The organism is Streptomyces sp. NPDC029169 (genome assembly GCF_055563935.1).
In genome coordinates this window covers 23,065-44,467 of record NZ_JBVHXA010000009.1, presented here as the reverse complement: position 1 = coordinate 44,467, position 21,403 = coordinate 23,065, and the positions used below count along the sequence as shown (strand labels likewise).

Genomic DNA, 21,403 nt, shown 5'->3' with positions numbered 1-21,403 from the left:
AAGAGCAGATGGAGCCATCGGAACGAGAACAGGCTACGACACTGGGCCTGCGACAACCGTTCGATACTAGCGGCATGTCATGCAGCCTTCAACGGCACCTTTAATGCGGGCAGCCTTTTGTCCGCCGCTATGCGCCCAGGCTGTTCCGCATCCACTCTCCGCTCTGGCGGGCAGCCGCCAGGCTTGCCCATGACGTGAGATCGACGAGGGCGCCGTCCTCCGGCCGGCGCTCCCGGAAGCGCGCGACAACCGTTTCGTCGACCTGGTACGAGGCGAACGCGGCCAGCAGAGCCAGGTACCCCGCCGGGCGGTCGGCGGCGGGCAGAGCCGTGACGGCGTCCTCGGCCCAGGCTCGGCTGATCCCCCGCGGTCGCCCGTCCCACCGGGCCAGTTCGATCCGAAGCAGGGCGCGTACGGAGTCGGGTACGGACCGCTCGGCCGCCTCGTCGACGGCGTGTGCCGCCTTCGCGAACGCCTCCGCGACAACAGGACTGTCCGCCGCCCAGGAGAGATCCTCGGGAAGCGGCGCCGCCGGGAGGAGATCGAGCGAGACGCCCGGCTCCCCGACGGAACGGGCCGCGGAACGGATCAGCCAGGAAAGGACGCCCAGAACCGGGCCGAGTGACCTGTCGGGCGCACCGGGCGGAAGGGGCTTGTCCCCCAGGAAGATGTTCACCATGCGGTTGAGGTACTGCAGAGTGACCGCCACCCCGACCAGCTCCGGGGCCCGCTCCAGGGGGAACGGCGCCCCGACCGGAGCGGGCGTGTGCCGGACCGCGTTCGCCTTCGTCCAGGAGGCAATCGCTCGGACCTGCGGATCGGAGACGCTGTCGATCCGGCCCTCCTCGACGGCCATGGCATCGCGACCGTGCACCAGGCCGCGCAGGGTGGAGACATGCATCCGTACGCAGAAGGGGCACTCGTTCCCGGCCGAGACGGCGGCGGCCACGGCCTCCTTCGCCGCTCGGGACGCGAGACCGGGGACCAGCAGAGTCTCCCGGAGCATCAACCAGCTCCCGGAGAGCAGTCGGGGCGCGGGCGAGTGCAGCGCGATGGGCGGCGCGAGCACGCCGAAATCCCGCTCAGCTCACGGTAGACGCGGGCGACGGTGCCCTGCGCCGCGTCGAAGCCCACCGGTGTGACGTGGCGGACCTGCATCAACGAAAGACCTCGCAACGAGGACTGGACGAGCTTTCGGCGCATGGCGCACCCTCCCTCCGCTCCGACTGCTCCAGTTGCTCCGGGCCGCTCAGGACGTCGTTTCCAGGGAATCGCTTCTAGGGAATCGGGAAGAAGAAGCGCACGAACTTCTCGAAGAGACGGTCGCCGATGGTCCAGCGCATCCGAGGCAGCAGCCGCGAGGGCACTCCGATCCGGTAGCGGATACGGGGGTTGTCGCTGGTCACCGCCTTCTCGATCACCTTGGCCACGGTCTCGGCGCGCACGGCCATCCGGCCTCGCCCCGTGGGACGGTCGGTCTCCCGATAGGCGCCGTGCCAGTCGACGAAGTACTCCCAGAACTCGTCGTACAGCTCGGAGCCTTGCTGTCGGGACATCCCGAGATCGGCGACCGTGGTGGGCACGAAGCCGCCGAGGACGGGGGACGGCTCGATGAGCACCACCTTGATCCCGAAGCGGGCGTTCTCGTGCCGCAGCGAGTCGCCGATGGCCTCCAGGGCGTGCTTGGTCGCCTGGTAGTAGCCACGGCCGGGCGTCGCGAACTGCCCGAAGATCGAGGACATGATCACCACCCGGCCCTGCCCGTGCTCGCGCATCCCCGGCAGGACGAGCTGAGTGAGTCTCGACAGGCCGAACACATTGGTCTCGAACTGCCGGCGCACCTCCTCCATCGGAGTCTCTCCGATGGTTCCGTTGAGGCTGTAGGCCGCGTTGTTGATGAGCGTGCCGACGCCGCCGTGCTCGGCGGTGATCTTGTCGACGGCGTCGACCATCGACTGCTCGTCGGTGACGTCCAGGTGAAGCACCTGGATGCCCTCGGCAGCCAGCTCGCCCAGCGCGTCGACGTTGCGCGCGGTCGCGTACACCGGCCAGCCCGCCCGGTGCAGGCGCAGAGCCGCGGCCCGCCCGGTACCGGAGGACAGACCGGTGCCCGAGGAGGCGCCGGTCAACAGGATCGCCCGAGGCGCCGCCATCAGCCGTCGGCTTCCGAGTCGACGTCCGGCTGCTGCGAGATCCGGCTGTGGGTCACCGACGAGCCGAGCCCGAGACCGTCGACGAGACGGTTGATGAAGGCGAACAGCGCCGACGTGAAGACGGCCTCCAGCATCTCCTCGTTGCTCCAGCCGGCCTTGGCGACCCGGTCCCACTCCTCGTCCGTGACCTTGTACGCCGCCCTGCTCACCTGGGTCACCAGCTGCATCAGCGCCAGCGTCCGTGCGTCGACGGGCAGTTCCTCCGGCTCGTTCGCCGCGGCGATCGCCTGGGTGAGTTGCTCACTGCCACCGAACTGCGACAGGAACCAGTTGTGGGTCCCCACGCAATAGGGGCAGCCGTTGATCTTCGAGCTCCACGCCGAAATCATTTCGCGCGTCGCACGCGGCAGGACGCCGTCTCCGAAAGCCCCGGTGTATCCGGTCAGGACGACTTCCAGAAGGTCCGGCCTGGTGGACATGAGCCGAAACATGTCGGGCACGAAGGGAAGGCTGGTCGTCTTCTTGATCCGCTCATAGAGCTCCGCGGTCATTCCGACTGCTTCAGCCTCTTCGACCAGAGGGACACGAACTCCCGGCATCTGCTGATTACCCATGAACCTGACTCCTGTTTCTTTCAGGAATGTGCCCTGTACTCCGCCGCGCCGCGGGCGGGTCTGCCGACGATGGTCGCAGAGGGCTCCATGCGGGCTATCTTCTAAATTGCTCTGCGCGGGAAAAGCGGCCCCGGCATGCCGAAGGGGCGTGCACCCAGCCAAAATTGCTGGGTGCCGCCCCTGATATGGCGTGCGCATCCGCTCCGGACTCAGCCGCGCTCGATGAGTGCGATCAGCGCCACTCCGGCCGCCAGGCCCACAAGTGCTCCTACCCAGACGCCGTGGAGGTCCAGCAGGCGCCAGGCCACCGCTCCTCCCGCAAGCGGCAACAGGGCGAGGGCGGCGAGTGCGGGCGGCTGGGCGAGCCAGCTGAGCCGGCGCATCAGCCGGCGAACTTGTCCGTACCGTTCCACCAGTTCTGCCCGGGAGCCGCCGCGGTGGCGTCGTCGTACTTGTCGTGGTGACGCCACCAGTCCCACGGGTGCTCCAGCTCCGCCTCCTGGCGGCCCAGGGGGGTCAGATCCAGGTAGTTGTAGAAGTTCTTGAAGATCTCGCCACCCCGGTCGAAGACCGAGTAGGTGTGGAAGACATCCGTTCCGTGGCGGAAGAAGACGCTGACGCCGGGCAGTTCTCCCTGCTCCGTGGTGACGTTGTAGTCCTGGTTGAAGTCGGTGCCGAAGGACGACACCCAGGGGATGTTCCAGCCCATCCGCTCCTTGAACGCCTCCAGCTTGGGGAGCTGGCCGCGGGAGATCATCACGAACGTGGTGTCCCGGTTGTGGATGTGGGCCAGGTGACCGACGGAGTCGGCCTGCATCGAGCAGCCGATGCAGCCCTCCTCCTGGTCGGGCCCGAACATGAAGTGACGGACGATCAGCTGCCGTCGGCCCTCGAACAGATCGAGCAGGGTCACCTTTCCCTGCGGGGCGTCGAAGACGTACTCCTTCTCGACCTTCACCATCGGCAGCTGGGGCCTGGCGGCGACGACCTCGTCGCGCAGCCGGGTCAGCTCCTTCTCCTTCTCCAGCAATTCCTTCCGGGCGCGCAGCCATTCCTCGCGCGTGGCCACCTTGGGCAGGTCCATTCGTCCCTCCTGACGGGTCGCTGCTTCCGTACGGTCCGCGTGCTCAGCTCTCCAGGAGCCAGTCCGCGAGACGCTCGCCGATCATGATCGAGGTGAGGTTGGTGTTGCAGTTGACGATGGTGGGCATCACCGAGGCGTCGGCCAGGTAGAGGCCCTCGACGCCGTGCACGCGCAGCCGCTCGTCGACCACGGCTCCTTCGTCCGAGGCCTGACCCATGCGGGCGGTGCCGACCGGGTGGTAGCCGCTGTCCAGGCTCACCCGGACGTACTGGCGCACCATGTCGTCGTCCTGGATCAGGGTGTCGTCGAGGACGATGAACTCCTCCCCCTGGCTGCGGATGCCCGGGTGGCCGGCCAGCTCCCAGCAGGTCCGCACGCCGTCGACGAGCTTCTCCAGGTCGCGCTCGGTGGCCAGGAAGTTGAGGTCGATGTCGGGTGCGGCGGCCGGGTCGGTGGTGCTCAGCCGGAGCCGCCCGCGGGACTCGGGCTTCTGGTCCACCACCATGACGCCCAGGATGGTGTTGCCGCGGGCCAGCATCTGCAGGTCGGGGAACATGGTCAGATCGAAGTGGCTGACCAGGTAGTACTGCAGGTCGTTGAAGTCGGTGGAGCCCTTCGCCGTGGTCCGGACGATGGTCTGCAGGAACGGGTCGGTGGTGTCCACCCCTCCCGGCTTCGGCTTCATGAAGACGCCGGTGCGCGGGTGGTCGATCAGGTTGGCGCCGACGCCGGGCCGGTCCACGCGGACGTCGATGCCCAGGCGCCGGAGATCCTCAGCCGGACCGATACCGGAGCGCATCAGGATCGCCGGCGAGTTCACGGCGCCCGCCGCCAGGATCACCCGCCTGGCGTGCACCTCCTCGGCCCCGCCGCCGTTCGTGGAGACCGCCACACCCGTGGCGCGGCCGCCCTCGACGAGGAGGTGGTGGACGAGCGTGTGCGCGCGGATCGTGAGGTTCTCGCGGCCACGCACCTCAGCGGTGAGGTAGGCCATGGCCGTGGAGATCCGGGTGGTGGTGTCCCGGCGGTTGGAGGGGATCGGGCCGATGCCCGTGGCCGTGGGGTCGTTGTGGTCCGTGACCTCGGGGAATCCCATGGCCAGGCTCGCCTCGACGAACGACTGCTGGACCTTGGTCAGCTCCCCGGCCTGCCACCGGCGGATGGGAACGGGGCCGCCCTTGCCGTGGAGCTCACTGCCGCCGTAGTCGAGGTCGTCCTCCAGCTTCCGGTAGTACGGCAGGACGTTGTCCCAGGCCCATTCCGGGTTTCCGCCGGCGACCCACTCGGCGAAGTTCTCGGGTACGCCGCGCAGGGCGATCGTGGCGCCCACGGCGGAGGATCCGCCCGTTATCTTTCCACGCGGATAAAGAATCCTTCGGCCGTCGCTGATCTCCGCACGGAATTTCCAGTCGTGCGCGCTCAGCGACATCGCGCTGCCGTTGCGGATGTCCTGTGGAGTCTCTTCGATCGTGGGGAAATCCGGCCCCGCCTCCAACAGGAGAACGCTGCGTGACGGATCCGCACTGAGCCGCGCGGCAAGCGCTGCCCCGGCCGAACCCGAGCCGACCACTATGTCGTCGTACGTCTGCGTCATGAAACACCTTCGGAGTCTCAGATTCCGCTGTGGACACGTTCCTGTCGAGCATCACAGCCACCTGACCTCGCGACTTCTCCGAACTTGCCCTGCCCTCAACGGTCTTCCGGGCCGCCGACGGCCGGCGGACGGCGGAGGGCAACGTCAGAGAAGCAAGGCGTCCCGCCGTCACCCATTCTCGGAACGCGAACTCAGTGCCGAACAATTGCCCTATTTGGTCGAAAGTGAGGAGTGTGCGGTGATCCACCGCGAGCGATTTCGCAGGCTCACACCAGGTCTGGTGACGATATTGGTGGCCGCGTCGCTGTTCTTTGCGGTCCGTACTTCGGTCGCCGTGACCGGCGGCGATCAGGCTGCGACGAAGTACAAGTTCCAGGAAATGCCGATCGCGTTGCCGCCCGGTTACAACTCGCAGCGAATGAACACGGTTCGAAAGGTCAATCCGGCGTACGAGAAGCTGCGCTCCTGGGTCTCATCGGTCGGCGCGGGAATCGCGATCAACGACCTGACCGGGCACGGCAGGGCCGACGGCATGTGCATCGTCGACACCCGCACGGACAAGGTCGTCGTGACGTACACGCCGACCGCACCGCAGGCCGACCGGTTCACCCCGTTCGTCCTCGACGCGGCACCGCTGCCGATGGACTCCGCCATGGCACCCACGGGCTGCACGCCGGGTGACTACAACGGCGACGGCAGGACGGACCTGCTCGTCTCGTACTGGGGCCGCACCCCCGTCGCGTTCATGGCCAGGTCGGACGCCACGACGCCGTCGCTCGCCTCGTACGTACCGCGTGAGGTGGTGCCCTCGCAGTCCACCGACGGCAGGTACCACGGCCCCCGCTGGAACACCGACGCGGTCCACGTCGGCGACCTGGACGGCAGCGGACACCCGTCGATCGTCGTCGGGAACTACTTCCCCGACTCGGACGTGCTCGACCCGAACGGGCTCGACAACGTCGTGATGAACGACTCGCTGTCCACCTCGAAGAACGCCGGCGGCGACCATGTGCTGCGCTGGACCGGCGCGACCACCGGCACGGAGCCGAACGTCTCCTTCGTGGAGGAGAAGGGCGCCATCCCGTACGAGCTCTCCACCGGATGGACCCTCGCGATCTCCGGGGCCGATCTGACCGGCGACGACCTGCCCGAGCTGTACATCGCCAACGACTTCGGCCACGACCACCTGCTGTACAACCGCTCGAAGCCGGGGCAGATCAGGTTCACCGCGGCCGTCGGCAAGCGCACTCCGACCACCCCCAAGTCCTTCGTGCTCGGCAACGGCTCCTTCAAGGGCATGGGCGTCGACTTCGCCGACATCGACCACAACGGCAGCTTCGACATGATGGTCAGCAACATCACCGCCGCGTGGGGCCTGGAGGAGAGCAACTTCCTCTGGATCAACAAGGCCAAGGACACCGAGGAGATGCGCCGGAAGCTGGACGCCGGCGAGGCCCCGTTCACGCAGGAGGCGCAGGAGCACGGCGTCGCGTGGACCGGCTGGGGCTGGGACACCAAGATGGCCGACTTCCTCAACTCCGGCGAGCTGTCGATCCTCCAGACCAGCGGATTCGTCAAGGGCGAGATCGACCGTTGGCCCTGGCTCCAGGAGATGGCCATGACCAACGACAACCTGCTCTCCAACCCGGCCATGTGGCCCAACGCCCAGCCTGGTGACGACATCGCGGGCGACGATTCGCTCGCCTTCTACGCGAAGACCGCGAGCGGTGTGTACGCCAACGTCGGCAAGCAGCTGGGGCTCGACGTGAAGATCCCCACCCGGGCGATCGCCACCGGCGACACCACCGGAACGGGCGTGCTCGACTTCGCCGTCGCCCGGCAGTGGGGCCCGCCGGCCTTCTACGCCAACAAGTCGCCCCAGCGGGGCAACCACCTGGAGCTGAAGCTGTACCGCCCGTCCACCGACGGCGGCCAGGAGGCGGGCAAGGGCCTCATGAACACCGGCTCGCCCGCGTACGGCGCCACGGTGAAGGTCACTTCGGCCGCGGGCACCCAGGTCTCGCAGCTCGACGGCGGTGGCGGTCACAGTGGATTCCGCAGCTTCGAGGTGCACTTCGGGCTCGGCGAACAGCAGGAGCCGGTGACCGTGGAGGTGTCGTGGCGGGACGCGAACGGCGAACGGCACCGGACGACCAAGAAGCTCAGCCCCGGCACTCACTCGCTCATGCTGACCGACGACGCCCAGGAGGTTGCGAGCCGATGACCGCCATCACCGCTACCCGCGCCAAGCCCACGCCGGAGGCCAAGGCGGAGGCCAAGCGCGACCCGCGCTATCTCGCGCTGCGCAACTTCGCGATCTCCATCAGCGTGTTCAACATCCTCGGATATACCGTGCTGGGCTTCGAACAGCCCTGGCTCTGGCCCATCATCGCCGCCCTCGCCGCCTACGGCACGGAGATCGCCCTGGAGATGCTCAGCGCGTGGGCCCAGCGGCGCACCCCGCGTTTCCTGGGCAACGGAGTACGTGGCGTCTACGAGTTCCTGCTGCCCTCGCACATCACGGCCATGGCCGTGAACATGCTGCTGTACGCGAACAACCAGATCCTGCCGGTGCTCTTCGGGGTGTTCGCGGGCGTCGCGGGCAAGCACGTGCTCCAGGCCCCCATCGCCGGCCGTATGCGGCACTACATGAACCCGTCCAACTTCGGGATCACGCTCGCGCTGGTGTGCTTCGGCTCCTGGGTGAGCATCGCCCCGCCGTACGAGTTCACCGAGAACGCGGACACTTTCTTCCGCGTCGCGATCCCGCTGATCATCGTCATGGCCGGCACGGTGATCAACTCCATGCTCACCAAGAAGATCCCGCTCATCGTCGGCTGGGTCGGGGGCTTCGTGATCCAGGCGCTGATCCGGCACGAGTTCTGGGACGTCGCCCTGGCCTCCGCTCTCGGACCGATGAGCGGTGTCGCCTTCGTACTGTTCACCAACTACATGATCAGCGACCCGGGCACCACCCCGTTCAAGCCCCGCAACCAGTTCATTTTCGGCGCCTCGGTGGCCATCGTGTACGGCGTCCTGATGCTGTTCAACGTCGTCTACACGCTGTTCTTCGCGGTCACGGTGGTCTGCGCGGTGCGCGGCATCGGCTGGTGGGTCGCCCACCTGGTCCAGAAGCGGCGCGCCCCGGAGGCATCCGGACGAGACAGGACCGAGGGCCGGTCCACGGCGCTCGGTGAGAGCACCCCGAGCGAGGCGGTGGCCGCGTGACCTCATCCAAGATCGCCGTTGTCGGCATCTCCTGCCGCTACCCCGATGCGGAATCCCCCAGCCATCTGTGGCAGAACGTCCTCGCCGGACGGCGGGCCTTCCGCCGCCTGCCCGACGAACGGATGCGCGCGGAGGACTACTACTCCCCCGACCCCTCCGCGCCCGACCGCTTCTACTCCGCCAAGGCCGCGGTGATCGACGGCTTCGAGTTCGACCGGGTCAAGTACCGGGTCGCGGGCAGCACGTTCCGCTCCACCGACATGACGCACTGGCTCGCGCTCGACACCGCCGCGCGGGCGCTCGAAGACGCGGGCTTCCCGCTCGGCGAGGGTCTCGGCGGGGTCAACACCGGTGTCATCATCGGCAACACCCTCACCGGCGAGTTCAGCCGGGCCAACCTGATGCGGCTGCGCTGGCCGTACGTACGCCGCACCGTCGGCGCCGCGCTGCGCGAGCAGGGCTGGGACGACACCGCCCTCGCGGGGTTCCTGGACCAGCTCGAAGAGCGCTACAAGAGCCCGTTCCCGCCGATCGGCGAGGACACCCTGGCCGGCGGTCTCGCCAACACCATCGCCGGGCGGATCTGCAACCACTTCGACTTCAAGGGCGGCGGGTTCACCGTCGACGGAGCCTGCTCCTCCTCCCTGCTCTCGGTCGCCACCGCGTGCGACGCGCTGGCCGACGGACGGCTCGATGTCGCCGTCGTCGGTGGCGTGGACCTCAGTATCGACCCCTTCGAAGTGATCGGCTTCGCCAAGACCGGGGCACTCGCCACGGGCGAGATGCGCGTCTACGACCGCGGCTCCAACGGCTTCTGGCCCGGCGAAGGCTGCGGCATGCTCGTGCTGATGCGTGATCAGGACGCCCTGGAGCAGCGCAGGTTCCGGTACGCGAGCATCCAGGGCTGGGGCTACTCCTCGGACGGCAAGGGCGGCATCACGCGCCCCGAGGCGAGCGGCCACCGGCTCGCGCTGCAACGCGCCTACGCCGCCGCCGGATTCGGCATCGAGACGGTGTCCTACCTGGAGGGCCACGGCACCGGCACCCAGGTCGGCGACGCCACCGAGCTGCGCGCCTTCTCGGAGGCCCGCCGCGCCGCCGACCCGGACGCGGCGCCCGCCGCGATCAGTACGGTGAAGGGCAACATCGGCCACACCAAGGCGGCCGCCGGCGTCGCGGGCCTGCTCAAGGCCATTCTCGCGGTACGTCACCAGGTCATCCCGCCCGGCACCAGTCACGTCGACCCGCACCCCGAACTGACCGGTGAGCGTCCGGCGCTGCGTGTCCCCCACGAGGCGGAGATGTGGCCGCAGGGCGCGCCGATCCGCGCCGGTGTCTCCTCCATGGGCTTCGGCGGCATCAACGCGCACATCGTGGTGGAGCACGCGGACGGGGTGCGCAAGTCCGATGTCGGCCGGGTCACCCGGAAGCTGGTCCGGTCGCGCCAGGACGTGGAGCTGCTGCTCCTCGACGCCGACAGCATGGCCGAGCTGCGCGGCAAGGTGGCCCAGGCGGCTGCGCTCAGCTCGAAGCTGTCGTTCGCCGAGGTCGGCGACCTCGCCGCCGCTATGCAGCGCGAACTCGCCGACCGGCCGATCAGGGCGGCGATCGTCGCGGCCGACCCGGAGCAGACGGAACAGCGCTTCACCAAGCTGCTCAGCCACCTCGACAGCGGCGTGCGCTCGGTCCTCGACACGGCCGGCGGGGTGTTCCTCGGCAGCGCTGCGACGAGCCCGCGCATCGGTTTCCTGTTCCCCGGTCAGGGGGCGGGCCGCCGGGGCGACGGCGGGGCCGTACGGCGGCGTTTCGCCGCGGTGGACGAGCTGTACCGTACGCACCCGCTGCCCACCGACGGCGATCTGGTCGCCACTGCCGTGGCGCAGCCGCGCATCGTGACCTCCTCGATCGCCGGGCTCCGGGTGCTCTCCGCGCTGGGCGTCGAGGCGGTGGGCGCGGCCGGGCACAGCCTCGGCGAGCTCACGGCGCTGCACTGGGCCGGTGCGATGGACGAGTCGTCGCTGCTTCGGATCGCCGGTGAGCGTGGCCGGGTCATGGCTGAGGCGAGCGACGGCAACGGGACGATGGCCGGGATCGCCGCGGACGCGGCCCGCGTCGAGCCCCTGCTCAGCGGCGAGCCGGTCGTGATCGCCGGGTACAACAGCCCCCAGCAGACCGTGATTTCCGGCCCGGCCGACGCGGTGCGGCGGGTCTGCGCCGCGGCGACGGCGCAGGGCATCGGCACGGCCGCCATCAACGTCTCGCACGCCTTCCACTCCGAGGCGGTGGCCCCGGCGGCGGAGGCGTTCGGCGCGTACCTGGCGACCGAGTCGTTCGCGCCGCTGGAGCGCCGGATGGTGTCCACGGTGACCGCGGACGTCCTCCCGGCGGACACCGACGTACCGGCTCTGCTGACGCGCCAGGTGCTGGATCCGGTGCGGTTCAGCGAGGCCGTACGGACGCTGGCGGCGCACACGGACCTGCTGCTCGAGGTCGGTCCCGGGCGGATCCTCCGTGGCCTGGCCTCGGAGATCGCTCCTGCCGTGCCCGTCGTCTCGCTCGACGCGGACAGCGGCTCGCTGTCCGGCCTCCTCACGGCTGTCGCGGCGGCGTACACGCTGGGCGCGCCCGTACGGCACGCGGAGCTGTTCCAGGACCGCTTCACCCGCCCGTTGCCGCTGGACAAGGAGTTCCAGTTCTTCGCCAGCCCGTGCGAGTCGACTCCGGAGGGCGACTTCTCCTTCGCGGGCGTACGCAGGGACACGCTGCCCTCGGCGGCAGCCGCGCAGGGTGAGGCCACGACCGGCCCGAGCCCTTCCTCCGACGCGGTGGCGACGGGCGCCGAGAGCAGCCTCGAGGTGCTCCTCCGGCTCGCCGCCGAGCGGGCCGAGCTGCCGATCGAGGCGGTGAACCCGGACAGCAATCCCCTGGACGAACTGCATCTGAGCTCCATCACGGTGGGGCAGATCATGAACCAGGCCTCCCAGGAGCTGGGACTCACGGCGCCGCTGGTCACCACGGCGTTCGCCACCTCCACGCTCGCCGAACTCGCCCAGCTGCTCGATGAGTTGGCCGAGACCGAGGACGGCCGCGCCGAGCCGGCGCGAGCGGTCCAGGGTGTCGGTCCCTGGGTGCGTGCCTTCGCCGTCGACCTCGTACCGACCGAGCGAGGCGCGGCGGTCGCCACCGCCGGCGGCGGGGACTGGCAGCTCTTCGCACCCGAACGGCACCCGCTCGCGGCGCCGTTGCGCGACGCGCTGACCACGGCCGGTCTCGGCGACGGCGTGCTGCTCTGCCTCCCCCGGGACTGCTCCGAGGAGCACGCGGCGCTGATGATCGCCGCCGCCCGCGCCTCGCTGTCCCACACGGGCGCGTCCCGCTTCGTCGCCGTCGGTGACCGGCGCGGCGCGGCGGGCCTGGCCAAGACCCTCCATCTGGAGGCACCCGGCATCGCGACCACCGTGGTGACCCTGCCGCTGCCGGACCGGCTGCCGGAGGAGCGGGTGCGGGAGCTGACCGCCCGCATCGTCGCCGATGTGGCGGTGACCAGCGGATTCGGCGAGATCGTGTACGGGACGGACGACCGCCGCACCGTGCCGGTACTGCGCCCGCTGCCCGTCGCCGCGACACCCGACGGCCCGGGTTCCACTGTCGGCAGCCCGTCGACCCTCGACGCCCAGGACGTCCTGCTCGTCACGGGCGGCGGCAAGGGCATCACCGCCGAGTGCGCCCTCGCGCTCGCCCGGGACACCGGAGCGGGGGTCGGCCTGCTCGGCCGGTCGGACCCGGCGGACGATGCCGAACTCGCCGCGAACCTGCAGCGGATGTCCACCGCGGGGGTGAACTTCCGCTACGTACGGGCCGATGTCACCTCCGCCGACGAGGTGAAGGCGGCCGTCGACGAGATCCGCGACGCCCTCGGCCCGGTCACCGCCGTGCTGCACGGCGCGGGCCGCAACGAACCGCACGCCCTCGCCAACCTGGACGAGTCGTCCTTCCGCCGCACCCTGGCCCCGAAGATCACCGGCCTGGAGACGGTGCTCGCCGCGACCGACCCGGCTTCGCTGCGTCTTCTCGTCACCTTCGGCAGCATCATCGGGCGGGCCGGGCTGCGCGGTGAGGCCGACTACGCCACGGCCAACGACTGGCTCACGGACCTGACGTACCGGGTCCAGGAGGACTATCCGGACTGCCGGTGCCTGGCCCTTGAGTGGTCGGTGTGGTCCGGGGCCGGCATGGGCGAGCGGCTCGGCGTGCTCGAGTCGCTGATCCGCGAGGGCATCGAACCGATCCCCACCGAGGAGGGCGTGGCCCTGCTCAAGGAGCTGATCGCGGATCCGCAGGCGCCGACGGCCCTGGTCGTGATGGGGCGCGCCGGTGGTCTGCCGACGCTCACCCTCGAAGACTCCGAGCTACCGCTGCTGCGCTTCGTGGACCGGCCCCAAGCGCACTATCCGGGGATCGAGCTGGTCGTCGACTCGGATCTCTCGGCCACCGGCGACCTGTATCTCGCCGACCATGAGCTCGACGGGGATCTGCTGTTCCCCGCCGTCCTCGGCATGGAGGCGATGGCCCAGGCCGCGTCGGCGCTCACCGGATTCGACGGTGCCCCCACGCTGGAGGACGTGGAGTTCCTGCGGCCGATCGTCGTACCGAAGGAGGGACAGACCACGATCCGGGTCGCCGTCCTGGCCCGGAGTGTCGGCACCGTGGAGGCGGTGATCCGCAGCAGTGACACCGGATTCCAGGCCGATCACTTCCGTGCCGTGCTCCGCTACGACCGGCCGGAGGCCGAGGACGACGGGCCCTCGCCGATCGCCGAGGACGCGCCGCGGATTTCGCTGGATCCGGCTCGTGACCTGTACGGACCGGTTCTCTTCCAGGGTCTGCGCTTCCAACGCCTCACCGGCTACCGGCAGTTGGCGGCGAAGGAGTGCGTCGGCGAGATCTCGAACAACGCCGTCGCCCCCTGGTTCGCGCGGCACCTGCCCGCCGATCTGGTGCTCGCCGACCCGGGAACCCGCGACGCGCTGATGCACTCGATCCAGTGCTGCGTCCCGGACGCCACCCTGCTCCCGGTGAGTGTCGAGCGGCTCCATCTGGCCGACCCCGAGTCCGTGCGGGGCGAGAAGAAGGTGACGCTGCACGCCGCCGAACGCTCACGGGACGGCGACACGTACGTCTACGACCTCGATGTCCGTGACCAGGCCGGCCGGTTGGTCGAACGCTGGGAGGGGCTGCGCCTGCAGGCCGTACGCAAGCAGGACGGTACGGGTCCGTGGGAGCCGTCTCTGCTCGGCCCCTACCTGGAGCGCCGGGCCGAGCAGGCGCTGTCCACCGCTGTACGCTGCGTCGTCCGGCCCGACGACGAGGGCTCCGCCGAAGGCGTGGCGGCACGGCGGGCGCAGACCGCGAAGGCGGTCGGCTGGGCGCTGGGCCGGGAGACCTCGGTGACCTACCGCCCGGACGGCAGGCCCGAGGTCGAGGGCGGACCGTACATCTCCGCCTCGCACGGCGCGGGTGTGACGCTCGCGGTGGCCGGCGCGGTGCCGGTGGCCTGCGATGTGCAGCCGGCCGAGGCCCGTTCGGACGAGGAGTGGGCGGGCTTGCTGGGCCCGGAGGGTGTCGCCCTCGCCCGGCTGCTCTCCGCCGAGCACGGGGAGGAGCTGTCCCTCGCGGCCACCCGGGTCTGGAGCGCGGTCGAGTGTCTGCGCAAGGACGGCCGGGCGCTGACCGGGCTCACGGCCGACAGCGTGCCCGGCACGGCGGAGCGCTGGGTGATGCTCCGCTCCGGAGACGCACGGATCGCCACCTTCCCGACGGCTCTGCACGGCGTCGACGAGCCCGTGGTGTTCGCCCTGATGGCCCGGACGACGGAGAGGAACGACTGACCATGCCGCCGTACTACGAATACCGCCACCTGGTCGGCTTCGAGGAGACGAACCTGGTCGGCAATGTCTACTACGTCAACTACCTGCGCTGGCAGGGGCGTTGCCGGGAGATGTTCCTGCTGGAGCGGGCGCCGGAGGTGCTCGCCGACATCCGCGAGGACCTGAAGCTCTTCACCCTGAAGGTGGACTGCGAGTTCTTCGCGGAGATCACGGCCTTCGACGAGCTGTCGATCCGGATGCGGCTGGATGATCTGACGCAGACTCAGATCGGCTTCAGCTTCGACTACGTACGGGTCGGCAAGGACGGATCCGAGGCACTGGTGGCGCGGGGGCGGCAGCGGATCGCGTGCATGCGCGGTCCGAACACCGACACCCGTCCGGCGAAGGTGCCCGAATCGCTGCGCAAGGCGCTGGCGCCGTACGTGACGCGGCAGCAGCCGGCGGCGGGGCAGCTCGCCGACGTGACGAGCGGGGGCTGAGAGATGGCCGCCACCGATCGGGTGACGACGTACGACACACGTGAACTGCGCGGCGTACTGGGCCGCTTCGCCACCGGCGTCACCGTGCTCACGGCCGGCCAGGAGGCCCCTCGGGGCATGACGGCCAACTCCTTCACCTCGGTCTCGCTGGAGCCGCCGCTGATCCTGGCGTGCGTGATCCGTACGGCGGCCATTCACGACGTCATCCTGGAGGAAGGGGCCTTCGCGGTCTCGGTCCTCGCCGGCAACCAGGAGAGCGTGGCCAGGTACTTCGCGGACCACAGCAGGCCGCGCGGCCGACGCGAGTTCGAGGCCGTCGACACCGTGCCGGGCAAGCACACCGGGACTCCCGTCCTCAGCGGCGCGCAGGCGTGGCTGGAGTGCCGCCTCGCGGCGGTCTACGACGGGGGCGACCACTCGATCTTCCTGGGCTCGGTGCTCGACGTCGGGCGGGAGGAGACGGACGATCCGCTGCTGTACTTCGGCGGCGGCTTCCACCGCCTGTCGGCCTGACCCCTACGCCTGACCCGTACGACGAAGGAGCCCCCGGCCGACCGGCCGGGGGCTCCTTCGCGTCCGTCAGGCTCAGGCGACCGATCGCACCGTCATCGGCAGCCCGTCGCGCACCCGCAGCGTCAGCATCGGCTCGGGCCGCACCACATACCCGGGGGCCTTGGTCAGTCTGAGCTCGCGCACCACGGTGGCCAGCACGATGGTGGCCTCCAGCATGCCCAGGCTCTGGCCGACGCAGAAACGCGGTCCCGCGCCGAAGGGAACGTACGCGTAACGGTGGCGCCCGCCCGCGCGGTCCGGGGCGAAGCGCTCGGGGTCGAAACGGTCCGGCGCGTCCCAGAACGCGGGATGCCGGTGGAGCGTGTACGGGCAGATCAGCACATCGGCCCCGGCGGGCACCCGATAGCCGCCGATCTCGTCCGCCTCCTGGGCTGCCCGCGGCAGGATCCAGACGGGCGGATAGAGCCGCATGACCTCCTCGATGACCATGGTCGTGTACGTGAGGCGGTGCAGGTCCTCGATCGTGGGCGACCGGTCGCCGAGCACCTCGACCACTTCCTTGTGCACCCGCTCCCAGACGAGCGGGTGGTCATCGAGCAGATGGAAGGCCCAGCTCAGGGTCGAGGCGGTCGTCTCGTGGCCGGCGAGCAGCAGGGTCACGAGCTCGTCCCGCATCCGCCGCCGGCCGACGGCCGGATCCCTGTCCTGCCGGGTCGATTCGATCAGCCGGGACAGGACGTCGTCGCCGTCCGCGCTCGGGTGCGCGGCACGCTCCGCGGCCAGGTGGGCGACGATCCGGTCCAGGTCCGCCCGCGCCTGCCGGAAACGCCGTTGCCGGGCCAGTGGCAGCCAGGCCGGGACCGTGCTCAGCGACATCATCTCGAAGATGGCCTGGTCCTGGACGGCCTCGAAGGACTGCCCGATCGAGTCGAAGGCATCCAGGTCGGCGTCCAGGAGAGTACGGCCGAGCACACCCAGGGTGAGACCGGTCATCGCCTCCCGGATGTCGACGAGGCCGCCGCCGTCCTCCCGCGCCCGCAGGCGGGCCACCAGCTTGACGGCCTCCTCCCCGATCACGCCCGCCTGCCGGGCGATCCGCCTGGCCTGGAAGACCGGCTGGATCGTCTTGCGCTGGCTGCGCCACAGCTCGCCCTCGCTGGTCAGCAGGCCGTCGCCGAGCGCCCGCCGGGCGTGCACGAGGCCGATTCCCTTGTGGTAGTTGGTGTGGTTGTCGGTCAGGACATGCTTGGCGTGATCCGGGTGGTTGAAGAAGAACAGCGTCTTGGGCCCGAGCGGCAGCCGTACCGCGTCCCCGTAGGTGCCGGCGACCGAGGTCATGACGGCGAGCCGGTCCCGGGCCATCCTGGCGAGGAGTTGTGCGGTCAGCGCACGGGAGGGCCCCGGCGGGAGCCGCCGGGGCCGGGTGCCCGGTGTGGGCACAGTGTCTGTCGCCGGCGCGCCGGTCATGTCTGCGCCCCACGCTCTTCCATGACCTGCTCGGAGATGCGCCGGCGCCACACCTCGTACGCGGGCACCTCGCCGTCGACAACCGGATCCGGCCACGCCTCGTCGCACAGCTGTGCCACCTGCTCGGGCTCCATGCCGCAGAAGAACTGCGCCGCCAGCGCGGTGTGGGGGACGACCAGATCGGCCTCCACCCGTGCGGTCACGGCGAACGCGGCGCCCTGCGCCACCTGCGGGCGGTACTTCTCTGCGCGCTTCCAGAACACCTCGAGCTCCGACTCGTCCCCGCCGCCCGCATACGACGCGGCGAGCCCCGCACCGGCATAGAGATCGGGCCTCCGGGATTCGGGAAAGCGGTCGAGCAGGTCGGCCACCACATCCGGTGCCGCGCCTCCGACGAACCACGTGGCGCGGCCGATTCCCTGGTCGATGACGCGAGAGGAGTACCAGGAGGGTCCGTCGACGGGCCAGGGGAAGTTCGGCTCCTGGTACTGCTGGTGGACGTACTTCTGGGTCTGGAAGTACGCCTGGTGGAAGCCGTAGCCGTCGAGCGCCAGCCAGCGCAGCAGCGGGTCCGCGGGGGCGATCGCCTTCCAGCGGAACCGGGGCAGCCGGGCCATGGCCCAGCCGACGCCCACGTGCACCATGTAACTGTGGTGGACGCCCCGGCCGCTGAGGAGCTCCTCGACCTTGCGGCCCGTGCCGAACGGCAGTCCGTCGAGCATCGCGCAGCCCATTCCGGCGCCTTCGTAGGCGAAGCCGCGGAACTGCCGTGGTATCTGCTCCAGTCGCTGTTCGGCCTCGGCTTTGGTGCGAGCCTCCACGGCGTACGCGTAGCCGGTGAGAAACGTTCCGCCCACGGTTTCGAGGAGCTCTCGCGCGGCGGGGCTCTTCTCGTGAAAGCCTCGCGTCGAGAGCCGCGTGGCCGAATGACTCGGTGTCAGGATGCGGCGCCGGAGCGCGCGCCATGAACCGGCCATGGATCCCTCCTTCGGTCGGGCTGCCAGTGGCGCAGCTGTCCGAATCCGATGCTCCCGATCACCGCTCCCACCCGCCTACTTCGAGCGTGCCCATCGCCGCTGAGCGCTCCCGGAGGCCGCCCGCTCAGGCCTGGGTGCCCGGCCAGTCCAGGAGGCGGGCACCGATCACCGCGGTCTGCAGGGTGTAGCGGTGGCCGGGGTCCGCGGGGTCGGCGTGGGTCAGGGCGTGGATGCGTTCCAGTCGGTACGTCAGGGCCCGGACGCTCAGCGCGAGTCGGCGCGCCGCCTCGGTGGCCACGCACCCGCTGTCGAAGTATGCGGCGAGGGTGTCGATGAGCGGCTGCGCGCCGCCGCGGGCCTGGCGCAGCGGGCCGAGGACGCTCTCCACCAGGTCGGCCATCGCCTGCCGGTCCCGGGTGAGGACGGGGTAGACCAGCAGGTCGGCCGCGTACAGCACCGGTCCCTCCAGGCCCATGCGCCCGGCCAGGTCGAGGGCGTTGAGGGCCTCCTCGTAGGAGTGGACCACTCCCCCGGCGCCCTGGTGCGACCGGCCGATGGCCACCCGGCCGCCGTCGGTGACCGCGTACGCCTGCTTGGCGAAGTACTCCAGGACGTCCGGCTCGTCGCCCGGCGCGACGCAGATCAGCCGGCCGTCCTTCGTGGTGAGCAGGATCCGCCGGTTGCCGAACCGGGCCAGCATCGACTCCTCTATCCCGCGGGCCACCGGATAGCCGTCCCCGTACGGCTCCGGGCCCTGGGCCACCGCGACCGCGTGGGCCTGCGAGAGGCGCAGGCCGAACCGCTCGGCCCGCTCGGCGAGCCGGCCCAGGTCACTGCGCCCGTACAGCAGATCGTCGATGAACTCGCGGCGCGCCGCCTCCTCCTGACGCACCGCCTGGTGCTGGGCCCGCTCGTAGCCCTCGGCGAACGCGTCCACCACCTGCTCGACCACCGCGAGCAACAGCCGGGCGTCGGCGGGCGAGAGCCGGGGAAGGACGTCCTGGGCCGCGGCCAGGTGCTCGCGGATCAGCGGCCGCAGGCCGAGCCCCGCCTCGGCGGCCCGTTCGCCGTGCGCCCGGCGGGACTCGAGCTCGGCGCGCGTCAGCCGGCGCCCGGTCGCGCAGGCGTCCAGCAGGATCTCGGCGTACCCCGCCACATACTCGTCCGCCGTCTGCCGGCCCATGCCGCCTCCCCCGGTCCTGACACCCCCATGACGCGTTTCTTACGTCCCAGGTCGTGCGCCGCAGCAAGAGTGCCACGTCCGGGCCCCTGCGGACCGGTGCGGGCGCGAAGCCGCGTAGGGACGGCATCAACAACGCGTAAAGATTGCCGACATCCGGCAATGAACCGATGAGCGGTCGCGTGGAACCATCCCCCGGACGGCGGAAACAACGCGGTACGAGGGAGGCGGGGGCATGGCCTGGTTTCCGGGTCTCGGCATCGTCGGCCTCGCGTTGCTCGTCCTGTCCCTGGCCCTCGACGGGGTGCTGGAGGGGGTCCTCGACGGTGTCGACGGAGGACTGGACGGGTTTCTGTCGTTGCCGGTGATCACCGGGTTCGTGTCCGCGCTGGGATTCTCGGGCGCGATCACCTGGGAGGTCACCGGCACGGGGGCAGGGGTCGCCACGGGTGCGGGCGTGCTGACGGGGGGCGTCGTGGCCTGGCTCACCTGGCGGTTCAGCCGGGTGCTGATGCGCGACGACGCCGCGGCCGCACCGTGTGGCGAGGACCTGACGGGCAGCTCGGGCTCGGTGGTCACCGCGATCCCTGCCGACGGCTACGGCGAGGTGCTGCTCTTCCTCGCCGGTCAGCCCGTGAAGTACGCGGCCAGGTCGGCCGCCCCCGTGCCACGCGGCGCCGAGGTGTGGGTCGAGTCGGTGCTCTCGCCGACGTCGGTCGCCGTACGCCCGGTCGACAACTGACCTCCCGGCCACCGGGCTCTGTCTGTCTCATTCGCCTCACATCACTTCGCACCATCAAGGGGAGTCGGTCATGGGAGCTGTACTCACGGCTGTGGTGGGCATCGGCGTACTCGTCGTGCTGCTCGCCTTCGTCGTCATCACTCGCTACAAGGTCGCCGGGCCGAGCGAGGCGTTCATCATCACCGGCCGGCGCGGCAAGCAGGCCACCGACCCGGCCACCGGTCGGGTGTTCACCGACAACAGCGGGCAGAAGGTCGTGGTCGGCGGCGGCGTCTTCGTCGTCCCCTTCGTCCAGCAGAAGTTCACGCTCGACCTGTCCAGCCGGCACATTCCGGTCGCCGTGCGCGGAGCGGTCACGCTGCGCGGTGTGAAGGCGAACCTGGAGGGCGTCGCGATCGTCAAGGTCGGCGGGACCGAGGACTCGATCCGGGCCGCCGCCCAGCGGTTCCTGATGCAGCAGAACGGGATCGTCGGCTTCACGCAGGAGGTGCTCTCCGGCGCGCTGCGCTCGATCGTGGGCCGGATGTCGGTGGAGGACATCATCCGCGACCGGGCCGCGTTCGCCGGGCAGGTCGCCGAGGAGGCCGAGGCGAGCCTCTCCGGCCAGGGCCTGGTCCTGGACGCCTTCCAGATCCAGGACATCACCACCGAGGGCTCCTATCTGGAGGACCTGGGCCGTCCCGAGGCCGCCCGTGCCAAGCAGGAGGCGGACATCGCCGAGGCCGTCGCGCGCCGCGCCGCCGAGCAGGCCCGCCTCAAGGCGGAGGAGGAGATCGCGATCGCCCAGCGGACGCTGTACCTCAAGCAGGCCGAGATCAAGGCGCAGACCGACGAGGCAGCGGCCCAGGCGAACGCCGCCGGTCCGCTGGCCGAGGCCGCCCGCGGTCAGGACATCCTCACCGCGCAGGAGAAGGTCGCCGCCCGTCAGGCGGCGCTGACCGACCGCCAGCTCGACACCCAGGTCCGCAAGCCGGCCGACGCCGCGCGCTACCAGGCCGAGCAGGAGGCCGAGGCCCGCAGGATCGCCCTGGTCAAGGAGGCCGAGGCCGACGCCGAGCGCGCACGCCTCACCGGCGAGGGCGAGAAGGCCCACCGTGCGGCCCTCGCCGACGCCGTACGCATCGAGGGCGAGGCGCAGGCCGCGGCGATCGCCGCCAGGGGCGCGGCGGAGGCCGAGGCGATGCGGCAGAAGGCCGACGCGTTCGCGCGGTACGGCGACGCGGCCGTCCTCCAGATGCTCGTGGAGGTGCTGCCCCAGGTCGTCGCGAAGGCGTCCGAACCGCTCGCGGCCGTCGACAAGATGACCGTCATCTCCACGGACGGCGCGAGCCGGCTCACCCGTACGGTCACCGACAACGTCGCCCAGGGGATGGAACTGCTCAGCTCCACCACGGGAGTCGACCTCGCCCAGCTGCTCCAGGACTTCACACGGAAGACGCCCGCGGCCTCGGCCGGCGAACCCGTCGAGATCAGCAAGTAGACAG

Annotated in this window: 16 protein-coding genes; 7 read left to right on the top strand and 9 right to left on the bottom strand. The window is 70.3% G+C overall.

Annotation, left to right across the window (positions count from 1 at the left end; genetic code table 11):
- Positions 1-127: 127 nt before the first annotated feature.
- The 6 genes from ACZ4VI_RS18695 to ACZ4VI_RS18670 all read right to left on the bottom strand — a co-directional run bounded on the left by ACZ4VI_RS18695 (position 128) and on the right by ACZ4VI_RS18670 (position 5,445).
- Complete coding sequence (locus tag ACZ4VI_RS18695) at positions 128-1,069, bottom strand: carboxymuconolactone decarboxylase family protein (RefSeq protein WP_468000401.1); 942 nt, start codon at positions 1,067-1,069, stop codon at positions 128-130.
- Between the two features lie 208 nt (positions 1,070-1,277).
- Positions 1,278-2,153 carry an SDR family NAD(P)-dependent oxidoreductase gene (locus tag ACZ4VI_RS18690; RefSeq protein ID WP_468000400.1) on the bottom strand — a complete coding sequence of 292 codons (876 nt, stop codon included), beginning with the start codon at positions 2,151-2,153 and terminating at the stop codon, positions 1,278-1,280.
- Positions 2,153-2,752, bottom strand: a complete 600-nt coding sequence (locus tag ACZ4VI_RS18685) for a carboxymuconolactone decarboxylase family protein (RefSeq protein WP_468000750.1) — start codon at positions 2,750-2,752, stop codon at positions 2,153-2,155. Before ACZ4VI_RS18685 ends, ACZ4VI_RS18690 begins: the two co-directional genes overlap by 1 nt.
- 224 nt (positions 2,753-2,976) lie before the next feature.
- Positions 2,977-3,150, bottom strand: a complete 174-nt coding sequence (locus ACZ4VI_RS18680; protein ID WP_468000398.1) for a hypothetical protein — start codon at positions 3,148-3,150, stop codon at positions 2,977-2,979.
- Positions 3,150-3,851 carry a DUF899 domain-containing protein gene (locus tag ACZ4VI_RS18675; RefSeq protein WP_468000396.1) on the bottom strand — a complete coding sequence of 234 codons (702 nt, stop codon included), beginning with the start codon at positions 3,849-3,851 and terminating at the stop codon, positions 3,150-3,152. Before ACZ4VI_RS18675 ends, ACZ4VI_RS18680 begins: the two co-directional genes overlap by 1 nt.
- Positions 3,852-3,894: 43 nt before the next feature.
- On the bottom strand, positions 3,895-5,445 hold the full coding sequence (locus tag ACZ4VI_RS18670) for a GMC family oxidoreductase (protein WP_468000394.1): 1,551 nt from the start codon (positions 5,443-5,445) through the stop codon (positions 3,895-3,897).
- Between the two features lie 280 nt (positions 5,446-5,725).
- On the opposite strand from ACZ4VI_RS18670, the gene ACZ4VI_RS18665 reads away from it, so the two are divergent.
- From ACZ4VI_RS18665 to ACZ4VI_RS18645, 5 genes are read left to right on the top strand one after another with little or no spacing between them, the layout of a single operon-like run.
- Entirely contained in the window at positions 5,726-7,669 is a 1,944-nt protein-coding gene (locus ACZ4VI_RS18665) for a CRTAC1 family protein (protein WP_468000392.1), read from the top strand.
- On the top strand, positions 7,666-8,673 hold the full coding sequence (locus tag ACZ4VI_RS18660) for an enediyne biosynthesis protein (RefSeq protein WP_468000390.1): 1,008 nt from the start codon (positions 7,666-7,668) through the stop codon (positions 8,671-8,673). The genes ACZ4VI_RS18665 and ACZ4VI_RS18660 overlap by 4 nt, the downstream gene beginning before the upstream one ends.
- Positions 8,670-14,561 (top strand): type I polyketide synthase, encoded by a 5,892-nt coding sequence (locus ACZ4VI_RS18655; protein WP_468000389.1) that lies wholly within the window; start codon positions 8,670-8,672, stop codon positions 14,559-14,561. Before ACZ4VI_RS18660 ends, ACZ4VI_RS18655 begins: the two co-directional genes overlap by 4 nt.
- A gap of 2 nt (positions 14,562-14,563) precedes the next feature.
- A complete protein-coding gene (locus ACZ4VI_RS18650) occupies positions 14,564-15,040 on the top strand; it encodes an acyl-CoA thioesterase (protein WP_468000388.1) in 477 nt (158 codons plus the stop codon).
- Between the two features lie 3 nt (positions 15,041-15,043).
- A complete protein-coding gene (locus ACZ4VI_RS18645; protein ID WP_468000386.1) occupies positions 15,044-15,553 on the top strand; it encodes a flavin reductase family protein in 510 nt (169 codons plus the stop codon).
- 72 nt (positions 15,554-15,625) lie between these two features.
- On the opposite strand, the gene ACZ4VI_RS18640 is transcribed toward ACZ4VI_RS18645, so the two are convergent.
- From ACZ4VI_RS18640 to ACZ4VI_RS18630, 3 genes are all read right to left on the bottom strand, one after another.
- Complete coding sequence (locus ACZ4VI_RS18640) at positions 15,626-17,020, bottom strand: cytochrome P450 (protein ID WP_468000385.1); 1,395 nt, start codon at positions 17,018-17,020, stop codon at positions 15,626-15,628.
- A complete protein-coding gene (locus ACZ4VI_RS18635) occupies positions 17,017-17,997 on the bottom strand; it encodes a DUF1702 family protein (protein WP_468000383.1) in 981 nt (326 codons plus the stop codon). Before ACZ4VI_RS18635 ends, ACZ4VI_RS18640 begins: the two co-directional genes overlap by 4 nt.
- A 124-nt stretch (positions 17,998-18,121) precedes the next feature.
- On the bottom strand, positions 18,122-19,180 hold the full coding sequence (locus tag ACZ4VI_RS18630) for a PucR family transcriptional regulator (RefSeq protein ID WP_468000381.1): 1,059 nt from the start codon (positions 19,178-19,180) through the stop codon (positions 18,122-18,124).
- Between the two features lie 232 nt (positions 19,181-19,412).
- On the opposite strand from ACZ4VI_RS18630, the gene ACZ4VI_RS18625 reads away from it, so the two are divergent.
- Positions 19,413-19,919 carry a hypothetical protein gene (locus tag ACZ4VI_RS18625; protein ID WP_468000379.1) on the top strand — a complete coding sequence of 169 codons (507 nt, stop codon included), beginning with the start codon at positions 19,413-19,415 and terminating at the stop codon, positions 19,917-19,919.
- Positions 19,920-19,989: 70 nt separating this feature from the next.
- Entirely contained in the window at positions 19,990-21,399 is a 1,410-nt protein-coding gene (locus ACZ4VI_RS18620; protein WP_468000377.1) for a flotillin family protein, read from the top strand.
- The last annotated feature ends 4 nt before the right edge of the window (positions 21,400-21,403 follow it).

What these genes read in the sequence shown, in the direction of transcription:
- ACZ4VI_RS18620 (WP_468000377.1), top strand. Translation starts at nt 19,990, where the DNA reads ATGGGAGCTGTACTCACGGCTGTGGTGGGCATCGGCGTACTCGTCGTG.
- ACZ4VI_RS18685 (WP_468000750.1), bottom strand. Translation starts at nt 2,752, where the DNA reads ATGCCGGGAGTTCGTGTCCCTCTGGTCGAAGAGGCTGAAGCAGTCGGA.
- ACZ4VI_RS18680 (WP_468000398.1), bottom strand. Translation starts at nt 3,150, where the DNA reads ATGCGCCGGCTCAGCTGGCTCGCCCAGCCGCCCGCACTCGCCGCCCTC.
- ACZ4VI_RS18625 (WP_468000379.1), top strand. Translation starts at nt 19,413, where the DNA reads ATGGCCTGGTTTCCGGGTCTCGGCATCGTCGGCCTCGCGTTGCTCGTC.
- ACZ4VI_RS18650 (WP_468000388.1), top strand. Translation starts at nt 14,564, where the DNA reads ATGCCGCCGTACTACGAATACCGCCACCTGGTCGGCTTCGAGGAGACG.
- ACZ4VI_RS18675 (WP_468000396.1), bottom strand. Translation starts at nt 3,851, where the DNA reads ATGGACCTGCCCAAGGTGGCCACGCGCGAGGAATGGCTGCGCGCCCGG.
- ACZ4VI_RS18670 (WP_468000394.1), bottom strand. Translation starts at nt 5,445, where the DNA reads ATGACGCAGACGTACGACGACATAGTGGTCGGCTCGGGTTCGGCCGGG.
- ACZ4VI_RS18690 (WP_468000400.1), bottom strand. Translation starts at nt 2,153, where the DNA reads ATGGCGGCGCCTCGGGCGATCCTGTTGACCGGCGCCTCCTCGGGCACC.
- ACZ4VI_RS18630 (WP_468000381.1), bottom strand. Translation starts at nt 19,180, where the DNA reads ATGGGCCGGCAGACGGCGGACGAGTATGTGGCGGGGTACGCCGAGATC.
- ACZ4VI_RS18640 (WP_468000385.1), bottom strand. Translation starts at nt 17,020, where the DNA reads ATGACCGGCGCGCCGGCGACAGACACTGTGCCCACACCGGGCACCCGG.
- ACZ4VI_RS18635 (WP_468000383.1), bottom strand. Translation starts at nt 17,997, where the DNA reads ATGGCCGGTTCATGGCGCGCGCTCCGGCGCCGCATCCTGACACCGAGT.
- ACZ4VI_RS18645 (WP_468000386.1), top strand. Translation starts at nt 15,044, where the DNA reads ATGGCCGCCACCGATCGGGTGACGACGTACGACACACGTGAACTGCGC.
- ACZ4VI_RS18660 (WP_468000390.1), top strand. Translation starts at nt 7,666, where the DNA reads ATGACCGCCATCACCGCTACCCGCGCCAAGCCCACGCCGGAGGCCAAG.